Source organism: Pseudolysinimonas sp. (assembly GCF_044239695.1).
Lineage (GTDB): Bacteria > Actinomycetota > Actinomycetes > Actinomycetales > Microbacteriaceae > Pseudolysinimonas_A.
On sequence record NZ_JBIIAW010000093.1, the window covers coordinates 1 to 11430 of the forward strand.

An 11430-nucleotide genomic window follows, 5' to 3' on the forward strand; every position below is an offset into this window, starting at 1 on the left:
GAGAAGCCCCGCCGCGTAGAGAAGGCCCGTGGATGTCGACATCCACGGGCCTTCTCGGCGAGGGTTACGCCTCGACGGCGACCTCGGTGGCCGGCGCTCCGGCCTGCACCGCGATCTTGCGCGGCTTCGCCTTCTCGCTGACCGGGATGACGACGCTCAGCACGCCGTTCTCGTAGGACGCCGAGATGGCAGCGGTGTCGATGCCCTGCCCGAGGTTGAGCTGGCGCAGGAACGTGCCGGAGTTGCGTTCGCGGGCGAGCCACTTCACGCCCTCCTGGCTGCGCGGGGTGCGCTCGGCGCGGATCGTGAGCAGCTGCCCGTCCACGTCGATGTCGACGCTGCCCGGGTCGATGCCCGGCAGGTCGGCGTTCAGCACGTAGTGGTCGGCGTCCCGGTACAGGTCCATCGGCATCAGCCGGGGCCCCTGGCGGGCGTCGAGAAGCTGCCCTGCGACGCGGTCCACGTCGCGGAACGGGTCGAAGAACATGGCCATCAGATCCTCCTGGAATCGATAACTTGAGCCCCTGTGGCTCAACTATTCAGGAGATTAGCACTCGGGTATGTCGAGTGCCAGATCCGTCCGATCGCCTTCGGCGAACGGGGCGGGCGGGTCAGTAGCCGACGAAGACGTCGGTGTGGATCCGGCGTGCGCCGGCTCGGCGGAGCGCCTTCTTCAGCGCCGCCACCATCGACGGCGGACCGGAGAGGAACACCTCCCGGCTCGCGGCGTCGGGAACGGCGGCGAGCAGCGAGTCGCCGGTGACCCGGTCGGGCCCGATCCACGTCCAGCCGGCGGGCATCCGCGGCGGCTTCTCGGGCGACGCGAGCGCGACGCGGCAGCCCGCACCCTCGAGTTGCGCGGAGTAGGCGAGGTCGTCGACCGACGAGACCGCGTAGACGACGGCGATGTCGCGGCCCGGCGACCCGGCGGCGGCCTCCGCGGCCGCCTGCTCGAGGTGGCCGATGAACGGCGTGATCCCGATCCCGCCGGCGACGAGCAGCAGGGGGCGCTCGGCATCCCGGGGCAGCAGGAAGTCCCCGCCCACGCTCGTCGCCGACACCCGCGTCCCGGGTTCGAGGTCGAGCAGCGCGCGTTTGAACGACGACGCCTTCTCCGGCAGCCGGATGCCGAACCGCAGCAGCTCGCCCGGTGCCGACGCGATGCTGAACACCCGCCGCCACCCCCGGGAGTCGGTGCGGCCGTGGGGGAGCGAGAGCTCGAGGAACTGCCCCGGGCGGAAGGCGACCGGTCGCAGCGGGCGGAAGTCGAACTCCCACGACGAGGGCGAGAGCTGCCGCCGAGCGACGTACTCGAGCCGGATGCCGCGGCGCTGCCCGGCGAGGAACGCGAGCAGATTGACGACGAGAAGCGCGAACTCGGGGGAGTTGTAGAACGGGCCGAAGTGGAAGGTGAGGAAGTACAGCACGGCGGCGAGACCGGCGTAGAGCAACTGCTGCCAGCGGCGCGGCGGCATCGTCAGCGGCTCGGTGATCATGAAGGCGGCGAAGAACCACAGCGCGGACTGGGTGGCCGCGTACTGCAGCCCGGCGAGCGGCGAGAGTCCGAGCAGCACGTAGTTGAGCGACGCGACCGCGAGACCGACGACGACGTAGACCGCGCCCATCGGCAGCCGCCGGGTGCGGAACAGGACGAGGAAGGCGAGCACGACGACGAACGGCAGCATCCACGGGTTGCCGGGCCACCAGGCGCCGAACGACAGCCCGGTGAAGGCGATCGCGAAGGCGCCGACGGCGGCGGGGTTGAAGACGTGCCGGCCGCGGATCGCGAGGAGGTACTTGCTCGCGACGGCGATCGCCCCGGCCAGGGCCGCTCCGCCCAGCCCGGGGAGGGTGAGGTTCGGCGGCAGGATGAAGTAGAGCAGGCCCGCCGTGATGAGCGTCGACTCGGTGTGCGCCTTCAGGCGGAAGATCGCCGCGAACAGCAGGCTCGTCAGCAGGCAGACCACGACGAGCACGGCGGCGCTCGCCAGCATCCCGAGCGCCCCGGCGTTGCCGGGGGTGACGACGCCGAGCGTCGTGAACACCAGGCCGACGACGAAGAGGATGCCGAGGCTGTACAGCACCAGGCGGTACATCGTGAAGCGCCCCAGGAGGGCATCGAGCCACGCGGTCATCTGAACATCTCCCCGGGGAAGTCGGGCGATACATCGACGGTTCCGTCGTCGAACATTCTGGCGAACCCCGTCGCCTCGTGGGCGATGAATCCGGGATCGGGGTCGAAGAACAGCGCCGTGGCGATCCCGTCGGCGACGAGAGCGGTCGGCGCGAGCACCCAGGTGGCGAGCACGCCGCGTGCCGGGAGGCCGGTGGCCGGGTCGAGTACGTGATGCAGCCCGTCGCCCCAGGCGCGCCGCGTCGTCGCGCTCGCGCAGAACGCGCCGTCGTTCAGCTCGGCGACACCCACCGCCTTGCGGGGGTCGAGCGGATGCTCGAGGGCGATGCGCATCGGAACCGCCCGGGAGCGCAGGTCTCCGCTCGCGTCGACGATGTGCTCCTCGATCCCGACGTCCGCGAGGAGGTCGCTCACGAGGTCGACGAGGTAGCCCTTGCCGGCGGCGCCGACGTCGAGCGTGATGGGCGTCACGACCTCCAGGTGTTCGCCGTCCCAGGCGATCGCCGCGTTCCACGACGGCACCGCCGGGATGTCGGCGGCGGGGCGCAGGCGGTAGGCGGCGTCGTAGCCGAGCGCTTCGAGTGTGCGGCCGACGAGCGGGGTCACCCGGCCCGCGGTGGCGTCGAACAGCCGGCGGTAGAACTCCAGCAACGGGGCGGCGTCGTCGGCGAGACGGTGGCGGCCGGGGATCGCGAGGGCGCCGATCCGCCCGTCGGAGCGGAACCTCGACCAGTCGCGATCGAAGCGTTCCACCCGTGCGGTGACGGCCTCCGCGATCGCGCGGGGGAGCGCATCCCGGGTGTCGATCCTCCAGTGCGTGCCGATCGCCTCGAACTCCCAGGCGACCGGCAGGGGATCGGTGATCATGACCTAGGAGACGAGCGCCTCGGCCTTGATCTGCGCGATCGCGTCGTTGAAGCCGCCGCTGGTGAGCGACGAGCCTCCCACCCGGGAGACGTCGAGGGTGTCGATGTCCTGCCCGATGACGACGTCGGCGATCCCGTCGGCGAACTGGGTCTGGAATCCCTTCGACGTGGGATCGGTCGCGAGCGGGGTGACGGTGACGGCGGCGATCGTGTCGTTCTCGATCGTGATCTCGACCGTGACCTTCGACGGGCCGGCCGGGGAGGTGTAGTCGCCCTCGGCGGTGTAGACGCCGTCGGCGTACTCCGCGGAGGTGTCGGCGGTGTCGTCGACGGCGGTGTCGGAGCCGCCCCCGGAGTCGACGGTGGCGGCGGTCGAGCAGCCCGCGAGAGCGGCGGTGAGACCGAGTCCGGCGAAGCCGAGAGCGAGGAGGCGGGGGGCGGTCGTGGTGGCCATGGCTTCATCCTGGCGGATTTCGGCTTGCCGAAGTCCCTGACGACCCTATGAATCTGCTGAGGCTGCGCACGCGGCGTCCAGGTAACAAGTTTGTTAACCGTCCACTCAAATGTTGCGGAGAGTTTGTTCGTGCGCTTTACTAACCCGCATGCCTCCTCGCGCCTCACTGCGGACGACTGCCAAGTCGCTGCCCGAGCACGCGCGCGGCAACAACCGGTCGCTCGTGCTCCAGACGCTCTACTCCGACGGCGCGATGAGCCGAGCCGACCTCGCTCGGGCCACCGGGCTGACTCGGGTCACCATCTCCGACCTCGTCGCCGAGCTGCTCGGGGAGGCGCTCGTCGTCGAACAGGGCACCCGCGACGAGGCTCGCCCCGGAAAGCCCGCGACCCTCGTCGACATCGACCGCACGGGCTTCCGCATCCTCGGCATCGACCTCTCGGCGCACGACGCCTTCCGCGGCGCGCTGCTCGACCTCGACGGCGGCGTCCACGACCGCGTCATCGCGGCGCTCGACGGTGCGACCGGGGAGGCCGCGGTCGCCAAGGTGGTCGCGGTCGCGCGCGAGCTCATCGCCCGGGCGACGGTGCCGATCCTCGGCGTCGGCATCGGGTCGCCCGGCGTCGTCGACCTCGCCGGCATCGTGCTCACCGCCCCCAACCTGGGCTGGCACGACCTGCCCCTGCAAGACGTGCTCGTCGCCGAACTCGGCCTGCCGGTGCTCGTCGCCAACGACGCCAACGTCGCGGCGCTCGCGGAGCACTCCTTCGGCGACGCGCTCAGCGACACGATGGTGGTCAAGATCGGCAACGGTGTCGGCGCCGGCCTTCTCGTCGGCGGCACCCTGCTCTCCGGCGCCCGGTTCTCGGCGGGCGAGATCGGCCACGTCGTCGTCGGCACCGACGGCGGCGAGCCGTGCGCGTGCGGCAAGCACGGGTGCCTGGAGACCTGGCTCGCCATTCCCCGCCTCGAAGCCCGCATCGCGGCCGCGCCCGCGGAGCGGGACGACATCCTGGCCCGTGCCGGAGAACGTCTCGGCATCGCCCTCGCCCCGGTCGTCGGGGCCCTGGATCTCGCGGAGGTCGTGCTCAGCGGCCCCGCCCACCTGCTCGACGGTCCGCTCGCCCGCGCGGCCCTCGACACCCTCCGCTCGCGCACGATGGCCGAATTCCACGGCGATCTGAGCTTGCGGGGGAGCGCCCTCGGAGAGGACATCGTCATGCGCGGCGCCGCCGCCATGGTGCTCTCCGGGAGGCTCGGGGTCAGTTGACCCACGCACCACTGCACCGCTGTATCACGCACCGCTGTACCACCGCACCACAGGGTGCCCGCAGTCCTGCGGCACCGTCGCCCTAGGAAAGGAAACACGACAATGAGGAAACTCGCTCTCGCCGCGGCTGTGGCCGCGAGCGCGATCGTGCTCGCCGGGTGCTCGACGCCCTCCGGCGGAGACGGGGAGCCCGCCGAGATCCGCGTCTGGCTCGTCGGAGCCGACACCCCGGAGGACGCCCGCACCTACCTGATCGAGACCTTCGAAGAGGAGAACCCCGGCTCCACCCTCGTCATCGAGGAGCAGCAGTGGACCGGTCTCGTCGACACGCTCACCACGGCGCTCTCGTCGAGCGACAGCCCCGACATCGTCGAGGTCGGCAACACGCAGGCCCCGGCCTTCACCTCGGTCGGCGCCTTCCGCGACCTGAGCGGCATCTACGACGACCTCGGCGGGGACGACCTCCTCCCGGGCTTCGTGGAGGCGGGGACCTACGACGGCACCCTCTACGCCGCTCCGTACTACTCGGGCGCGCGCGTCGTGTTCTACAACACCGCCCAGTACGAGCAGGCGGGTGTCGCGGTTCCCGAGACGCTCGACGAGTACGTCTCGAACGCCGGCGCCATCGCCTCGGCGATCCCGGGCGTCTCGGGCGTGTACTGGCCCGGCCAGGACTGGTACAACGCGCTTCCCTTCATCTGGGAGAACGGCGGCGAGATCGCCGTCCTCGACGGCGACGAGTGGGACGCGCAGTTCTCCAGCCCCGAGTCGCTCGCCGGTCTGGAGCAGGTCGCCGCGGTGATGGCGTCCTCCACCGCCCCGAAGGACGGCGACGAGACGGATGTCTGGGTGCCGTTCCGTGAGGCGCAGGGTGCGACCCTGTCGGCTCCGAGCTGGGCCTACTGGTCGATCATCGCCGACGCCGACCAGGCGCCGACGGCCGTGACCGACACGCTGGGCTACTACGCGCTCCCGGGCGCGGACGGCGGCGCGGCGCAGGTCTTCGCCGGCGGCTCCAACATCGCCATCTCGGCGAAGTCGGCGCACCCGGAGCTGGCCGAGAGCGCGCTGAAGATCATCTTCAGCGACGAGTACCAGGGCATCCTCGCGGCGAACGGACTCGTGCCGGCCAAGCAGGCGCTCGGCGGCGACGTCGCGGCGGCCACCCCGGAGCTCGCGGCGATCATCGCGGAGGCCGCGGCGAACGCCAAGCTCACCCCGGCGAGCCCGAAGTGGGCGGATGTCGAGTCGGCACGTCTGCTGCAGGACTTCTTCGTGAAGATCGCCACCGGCGGTGACATCGAGGCCCTGGCCACGCAGCTCGACCTCGACATCGAGGACATCCTGAACGGCTGAGTCGGTCTCACGGGGAGAAGTACGGCGGCGCGGCACGATTCGACCGTGCCGCGCCGCCGGCGCCCGTCGCCCTAGGAAGACTCGGGGGCACGCTTGAAAAACTATCCGAAAGGCTCCGCCATGTCCCAGATCGTCCCCGTGCGGCGACGGCGACGGCGCGACCTCACCCCCCTGTTCCTGCTGATCCCGGCGGGGGTGGTGCTGCTCGCCCTCACCGCTTGGCCGCTCATCCAGCTCGTCGTCACGTCGTTCCTCGAGTTCGGCCGCGCCCAGATCTTCGGCGCCCCGCCGACGTTCGTCGGCCTCGACAACTACGTCGACGTGCTGACCGACCTCGAGTTCTGGCAGGTGCTCGGACGCAGCGTCGCGTTCTGTCTCGTGAACGTGCTGCTGACGATGCTGCTCGGCATCGCGATCGGTGTGCTGATGACGAAGCTCGGCAAGGGCTTCAAACTGCTCGTCTCCGTCGGCCTGCTGCTCGCCTGGGCGATGCCTCCGGTGACCGCGAGCGTCGTCTGGGGCTGGATCTTCGACACCGACCGCGGCGTCGTCAACTACCTGCTCACCCAGATCACCGGCGTCGACTTCCAGGGGCACTCCTGGCTCATCGACCCGCTCTCCTTCTTCTTCGTCGCCACGATCATCGTCACCTGGCAGGCCATCCCGTTCGTCGCCTTCACGGTCTTCGCCGGGCTGACCCAGGTGCCGAACGAGGTGCTCGAAGCCGCCGAGATCGACGGCGCGACCGGCTGGCAGCGCTTCCGGCTGATCGTGCTGCCCTACCTGCGGGGCGTGCTCGTCATCCTGCTGATCCTCCAGATCATCTGGGACATGCGCGTGTTCTCCCAGATCTACGCCCTCCAGACCGTCGGCGGCATCGCCGCCGAGACCAACACGATCGGGGTCTACATCTTCAAGGTCTCGATCGGCGCCGGCGACCTCGGTGCCGGCGGTGCGATCTCGGTGCTGCTCGTCATCCTCATGCTCGGCCTGTCGGGCTACTACATCCGTTCGCTGCTGAAGCAGGAGGAGTCATGACCCGCGCCGAGCTCCAGCCGGGGCAGCCGCGCTCCCGCCCCGTCCGCGTCGCGCTCAACGGGATCGCGGTGGTGATCTTCGTCGCCTCCGCCTTCCCGGTCTACTGGATGGTGAACTCGGCATTCCTTCCGAACGGGGCGATCCGCGAGCAGGTGCCGCACTTCTTCCCCGACCAGTTCACGGTCGACAACTTCGTGCGGGTGATCACCCAGCCGTCGGGCACGATCGAGTTCCTCCCGGCGCTGCTGACGTCGCTCGCGGTGACGCTCAGCACCGTCGTGCTCGCGGCCGTGTTCGCGTTCTTCGCGGCCCTCGCCCTGTCGCGGTTCCGGTTCCGCTCGAAGCGGGCGCTCGTCGTGGCATTGCTCGTGGCGCAGATGATCCCCGCCGAGGCGATGATCGTCTCGATCTTCCGGGTGCTCGACGGCTGGCAGCTGCTCAACTCGATCGTCGGGCTCACCCTCGTCTACCTCGCCGTCGTGCTGCCGTTCACGATCTGGACGCTGCGCGGATTCGTCGCCGGCATCCCGGTCGAGCTCGAGGAGGCGGCGATGGTCGACGGCTGCTCGCGCTTCGGCGCGTTCTTCCGGGTGACCCTGCCGCTGCTCTGGCCGGGCCTCACGGCGACGGGCGTCTTCGCGTTCATCCAGGCCTGGAACGAGTTCCTGTTCGCGCTCGTCATCATGCAGAAGCCCGACGTGCGCACCCTGCCGGTGTGGCTGCGCGCGTTCGTGCAGGCGACGCAGGCCACCGACTGGGCGGCGATCATGGCCGGCTCGACGCTGATCTCGGTGCCGGTGATCGTGTTCTTCCTCATCGTGCAGGGCCGCATGGTCGGCGGCATGGCGGCCGGGGCGGTGAAGGGATGAGCGTGGATGCCGTGCTCCTGCCCGGATTCGTCGGCACGACCCTGCCCGCCTGGGTCGCCGAGCGGCTGCGGGGCGGTCTCGCCGGGGTGTGCCTGTACGGCGAGAACGTGGAGTCGCTCGCCCAGCTGCACACGCTGGTCGGGCAGATCCGGCAGGCGAGACCCGACGCGCTGATCGCGATCGACGAGGAGGGCGGGGATGTCACGCGCCTGCACTACCTCGACGGATCCCCGTACCCGGGCGCCGCGCTGCTCGGGCGGATCGACGACGTCGAGTTGACGGCCGTCGTGGGCCGCGCCGTCGCGAACGACCTCGCCGCGATCGGCGTCGACCTCAACCTCGCCCCCGTCGCCGACGTGAACTCCGATCCGCGCAATCCGGTGATCGGGGTGCGGTCGTTCGGGGCCGACCCGGAGCTCGCCGCCCGCCACATCGCCGCGTTCACCGCCGCGCACGAGTCGGCGGGGGTCGCGACGAGCGTCAAGCACTTCCCCGGCCACGGCGACACCGCCGCGGACTCGCACCTGGCTCTCCCGGTCGTCGACGTCCCGCTCGACGTGCTGCGCGCCCGCGACCTGCCGCCCTTCCGCGCCGCGATCGAGGCCGGTGCCCGCACCGTGATGACGTCGCACATCCTGCTTCCCCAGGTCGACCCCGACGGGCCGGCGACGTTCTCGTCCCGCATCCTCGGCGACCTGCTGCGCGGCGAGCTGGGATTCGACGGGGTGATCGTGTCGGATGCCCTCGACATGGCGGGGGCATCCGGTGAGATCGGCATCCCCGCCGCCGCCGCGAAGGCGCTCGCCGCGGGGTGCGATCTGCTCTGCCTCGGCACCGGCGGCACGCCGGAGCAGCTGGATGCGATCGCCGACGCCGTGCGCGCGGTCGATCCGGTGCGACTCGGCGACGCGGTCGCCCGGGTGGGAGCGCTCGTCGAGTCGCTGCGCGCGGGCCCCGCACCCCGGGAGTCGTGGGGCATCTCGACCGACGATCTCGCCGACGCGTTCGCCGTCGTCGACGGCGCGGTGCCGGCACCGGACGCGATGCTCGTCGTCGTGGAGACGATCGCGAACATCGCGGTCGGGCTCGCCCCCTGGGGGCCGGCGGCGGCGGGAGCGACTGTGGTGCGCCTGAACGCCGGCGACCCGTTGCCTCCGGGCCTGGCCCCCGACGCGCCGATCGTGCTCGTCGCGAAGGACGTGCACCGTCATCGCGAGGTCGCCGCGCTCGCGGAGCTCGTGCGCGCCACGCGCCCGGGCAGTCTCATCGTCGACATGGGCTGGCCTTCGGGGTCGGTCGACGTGGCCACCTACGGGGCGTCGCGCGGTGTCGGGATCGCCCTGCTGCACTGGCTTCGCGCGCGGGGGTGGCGCGGATGAGCCTGCGGATCGGCATCGACATCGGCGGCACGAAGACGTTCGCCGTCGCCCTCGCCGCCGACGGCGCGGTCGCGGCCGAGCACCGACTCGCGACCGGGTTCGGCGCGGCCGCCGTGCTCGAGTCGGCGGAGTCCGCCGTGCGCGCCCTCGCGGCGACGCTCGGCGTCGCACCGGGGGAGTTCACGACAATCGGCGTCGGCATCCCCGGAGCGGTCGACCGAGTCAGCGGTCGGGTGGCCCACGCCGTCAACCTCGGGCTCGAGGATCTCGATCTCGGCGCGGAACTCGCGGCGCGTCTCGGTCGCCCGGTGCGGGTCGAGAACGACGTCAACGCCGCGGCCCTCGGTGCCTGGCAGGCGCTCGGCGGGGGCTCGTCGGACTCGATGGCCTACCTCAACCTCGGCACCGGACTCGCCGCCGGGCTCGTGCTGGGCGGCCGGCTGTGGCGCGGGTCGCGCGGGGTGGCCGGGGAGATCGGGCACATCCCGGTGGACCCCGCCGGGGCGCTGTGTCCGTGCGGGCAGCGCGGGTGCCTCGAACTCGCCGCGTCGGGCTCGGGTCTGGCGCGCTCGTGGCCGGGCGGCGACTCGGTGCGGGACCTCTTCTCGAGGGCGACGAGCGGTGACGCGGCGGCGCAGGGCGTCTGGACCGGCTTCGTCGAGCACGTCGCCGCCGCGGTGCGTCTGCTCGTGCTCACCGTCGACCCCGACCGCGTGGTCATCGGCGGCGGTTTGAGTTCCCTCGGCGACGAGCTGCTCGGCGCGGTGCGGGAGGTCCTGCGCGGCTGGGCGGCGACGAGCGGGTTCCTCGCGATGCTCGACCTGCCCGATCGGGTGGAGGTGCTGCCGCGGGACTTCCCGGCCGCCGCCGTCGGGGCGGCGCTCATCGGAGCGGCGGACTGATGGCCGAGGTGATCATCCTCGGATCGGCCGACGAGGCGGGTGCGCTCGCCGCGGACCGGATCGCGGCGCTCGTCGCCCGCACACCGGACCCCGTGCTCGGACTCGCCACCGGATCCACCCCGCTCCCGGTTTGGGCGGCCCTCCGGGAGCGGGGGGTGGACCTGTCCCGGGCGCGCGGCTTCGCGCTCGACGAGTACCTCGGCCTGCCGTCCGGCCATCCCGAGAGCTACCGCGCCGTGATCGACCGCGAGGTGGTCGCGCCGCTCGGGCTCGACCCCGCCCTCGTGCGGGTGCCGGGTGACGACGGAGGTCCGGTCGCGACGGCGGGCGAGCGGTACGAGGCGGCGATCCGGGATGCCGGCGGCGTCGACCTGCAGATCCTCGGGATCGGGCGCACCGGGCACATCGGCTTCAACGAGCCCGGCTCCTCGCTCGCCTCCCGCACCCGCGTGAAGACGCTCACCGACGCGACCCGCGCCGACAACGCGCGGTTCTTCGCCTCCCCCGACGAGGTGCCGCGGCACTGTCTCACGCAAGGGCTCGGCACGATCCTCGACGCGCGCGAGCTCGTGCTGCTCGCGTTCGGCGCGACGAAGGCGGAGGCCGTCGCCGGTGCGGTGGAAGGGCCGGTCTCCGCGTCGCTGCCGGGCTCGGTCATCCAGCTGCACCCCGACGTGACGGTGCTGGTCGATGAGGAGGCCGCGTCGAAGCTGCGCTACGCCGACTACTACCGGTTGGCGTGGGCCCACCGCCTGGATCACTCCGCGGGTTGAGTGCCGCGCGTCAGCGCGGTGTATCGAAACCCACCCCGGGTCACTCGAACGGTGGGTTTCGATACACCGCCTCCGGCGGCACTCAACCCACGGGGCGGCCGGCCGCCCAGACGTGCTGCACGAGCAGCTCGTCGTCGAGCACGACGACATCCGCCGCGTAGCCCGGGCGCAGGAACCCCAACCGGTCGCCGAGGCCGAGGATGCGGGCCGGCGTCGCGGTGAGGGCCTCGATGGCTTCCGGACGCGGGATGCCGAGGCCGTCGAGGGCGACGGCGAGGGCCCCGTCCTGCGTCAGGGTCGACCCGGCGATCGTCTCGGTGCCGGCCACCATCGCCATGCCGCCCCGCACCTCGATCTCGAGCGAGCCGAGCCGGTAGTCGCCGTCGTGG

12 protein-coding genes are annotated in these 11430 nt (G+C 71.6%); 7 read left to right on the plus strand and 5 right to left on the minus strand.

Going from position 1 to position 11430, the window contains the following annotated elements; genetic code table 11:
* Window positions 1–64 precede the first annotated feature (64 nt).
* The 4 genes from ACILQS_RS12835 to ACILQS_RS12850 form a co-directional block, all read right to left on the minus strand.
* Entirely contained in the window at window positions 65–493 is a 429-nt protein-coding gene (locus ACILQS_RS12835; RefSeq protein WP_395640522.1) for an Hsp20/alpha crystallin family protein, read from the minus strand.
* A gap of 118 nt (window positions 494–611) precedes the next feature.
* A complete protein-coding gene (locus tag ACILQS_RS12840) occupies window positions 612–2135 on the minus strand; it encodes an FAD-dependent oxidoreductase (RefSeq protein ID WP_395640523.1) in 1524 nt (507 codons plus the stop codon).
* Window positions 2132–3001: an FAD:protein FMN transferase gene (locus tag ACILQS_RS12845; protein WP_395640524.1), complete on the minus strand. Its 870-nt coding sequence runs from the start codon at window positions 2999–3001 to the stop codon at window positions 2132–2134. The genes ACILQS_RS12840 and ACILQS_RS12845 overlap by 4 nt, the downstream gene beginning before the upstream one ends.
* A 3-nt stretch (window positions 3002–3004) precedes the next feature.
* The gene (locus ACILQS_RS12850; protein WP_395640525.1) at window positions 3005–3454 is read right to left on the minus strand and encodes a hypothetical protein; all 450 of its coding nucleotides are present in this window, start codon (window positions 3452–3454) and stop codon (window positions 3005–3007) included.
* 148 nt (window positions 3455–3602) lie between these two features.
* Between ACILQS_RS12850 and ACILQS_RS12855 the strand changes: the two genes are divergently transcribed.
* The 7 genes from ACILQS_RS12855 to ACILQS_RS12885 all read left to right on the plus strand — a co-directional run bounded on the left by ACILQS_RS12855 (window position 3603) and on the right by ACILQS_RS12885 (window position 11041).
* A complete protein-coding gene (locus tag ACILQS_RS12855) occupies window positions 3603–4724 on the plus strand; it encodes an ROK family protein (protein ID WP_395640526.1) in 1122 nt (373 codons plus the stop codon).
* A 102-nt stretch (window positions 4725–4826) separates the two neighbouring features.
* Window positions 4827–6080 (plus strand): extracellular solute-binding protein, encoded by a 1254-nt coding sequence (locus tag ACILQS_RS12860; protein WP_395640527.1) that lies wholly within the window; start codon window positions 4827–4829, stop codon window positions 6078–6080.
* Window positions 6081–6200: 120 nt separating this feature from the next.
* Complete coding sequence (locus tag ACILQS_RS12865; RefSeq protein ID WP_395640528.1) at window positions 6201–7118, plus strand: carbohydrate ABC transporter permease; 918 nt, start codon at window positions 6201–6203, stop codon at window positions 7116–7118.
* On the plus strand, window positions 7115–7987 hold the full coding sequence (locus tag ACILQS_RS12870; protein WP_395640529.1) for a carbohydrate ABC transporter permease: 873 nt from the start codon (window positions 7115–7117) through the stop codon (window positions 7985–7987). Before ACILQS_RS12865 ends, ACILQS_RS12870 begins: the two co-directional genes overlap by 4 nt.
* The gene (nagZ, locus tag ACILQS_RS12875) at window positions 7984–9366 is read left to right on the plus strand and encodes a beta-N-acetylhexosaminidase (protein ID WP_395640530.1); all 1383 of its coding nucleotides are present in this window, start codon (window positions 7984–7986) and stop codon (window positions 9364–9366) included. The genes ACILQS_RS12870 and nagZ overlap by 4 nt, the downstream gene beginning before the upstream one ends.
* The gene (locus ACILQS_RS12880) at window positions 9363–10268 is read left to right on the plus strand and encodes an ROK family protein (protein ID WP_395640531.1); all 906 of its coding nucleotides are present in this window, start codon (window positions 9363–9365) and stop codon (window positions 10266–10268) included. Before nagZ ends, ACILQS_RS12880 begins: the two co-directional genes overlap by 4 nt.
* A complete protein-coding gene (locus ACILQS_RS12885; protein ID WP_395640532.1) occupies window positions 10268–11041 on the plus strand; it encodes a glucosamine-6-phosphate deaminase in 774 nt (257 codons plus the stop codon). Before ACILQS_RS12880 ends, ACILQS_RS12885 begins: the two co-directional genes overlap by 1 nt.
* 82 nt (window positions 11042–11123) lie before the next feature.
* On the opposite strand, the gene ACILQS_RS12890 is transcribed toward ACILQS_RS12885, so the two are convergent.
* On the minus strand, window positions 11124–11430 hold a 307-nt coding region (locus tag ACILQS_RS12890; protein ID WP_395640533.1), incomplete at its 5' end, for an amidohydrolase family protein.

Coding starts and splice junctions, on each gene's coding strand:
- ACILQS_RS12835 (WP_395640522.1), bottom strand. CDS start 493: ATGGCCATGTTCTTCGACCCGTTCCGCGACGTGGACCGCGTCGCAGGG.
- ACILQS_RS12840 (WP_395640523.1), bottom strand. CDS start 2,135: ATGACCGCGTGGCTCGATGCCCTCCTGGGGCGCTTCACGATGTACCGC.
- ACILQS_RS12845 (WP_395640524.1), bottom strand. CDS start 3,001: ATGATCACCGATCCCCTGCCGGTCGCCTGGGAGTTCGAGGCGATCGGC.
- ACILQS_RS12850 (WP_395640525.1), bottom strand. CDS start 3,454: ATGGCCACCACGACCGCCCCCCGCCTCCTCGCTCTCGGCTTCGCCGGA.
- ACILQS_RS12855 (WP_395640526.1), top strand. CDS start 3,603: ATGCCTCCTCGCGCCTCACTGCGGACGACTGCCAAGTCGCTGCCCGAG.
- ACILQS_RS12860 (WP_395640527.1), top strand. CDS start 4,827: ATGAGGAAACTCGCTCTCGCCGCGGCTGTGGCCGCGAGCGCGATCGTG.
- ACILQS_RS12865 (WP_395640528.1), top strand. CDS start 6,201: ATGTCCCAGATCGTCCCCGTGCGGCGACGGCGACGGCGCGACCTCACC.
- ACILQS_RS12870 (WP_395640529.1), top strand. CDS start 7,115: ATGACCCGCGCCGAGCTCCAGCCGGGGCAGCCGCGCTCCCGCCCCGTC.
- nagZ (WP_395640530.1), top strand. CDS start 7,984: ATGAGCGTGGATGCCGTGCTCCTGCCCGGATTCGTCGGCACGACCCTG.
- ACILQS_RS12880 (WP_395640531.1), top strand. CDS start 9,363: ATGAGCCTGCGGATCGGCATCGACATCGGCGGCACGAAGACGTTCGCC.
- ACILQS_RS12885 (WP_395640532.1), top strand. CDS start 10,268: ATGGCCGAGGTGATCATCCTCGGATCGGCCGACGAGGCGGGTGCGCTC.